At 40.7% G+C, this 209-nt stretch carries 1 pseudogene; it reads right to left on the reverse strand.

The window, feature by feature from the left end:
- Nucleotides 1-209 (reverse strand): annotated as a pseudogene (gene secY / locus ON058_RS11105) (preprotein translocase subunit SecY); the annotation flags it as partial.

A 209-nucleotide genomic window follows, 5' to 3' on the forward strand; every position in this document is an offset into this window, starting at 1 on the left:
AGGCATGATTCCCAAAGCAAGAATCGACATTCGCTCTAAAGCACCGCCAGAAAACATATTGAATAGCCCAAGAATAGTTCCTTGGTTTGCATGAAATAAATTTTCTAACGCAGCATTATTAATGCCTGGTACTGGAATATGCGCTCCTAGTCGAAAGACCAGCAATGCACCGATTAGAAAACTCATCCGGCGAATAATTTCACGATATT

Source organism: Demequina sp. B12, from assembly GCF_028823635.1.
Classification (GTDB): domain Bacteria; phylum Actinomycetota; class Actinomycetes; order Actinomycetales; family Demequinaceae; genus Demequina.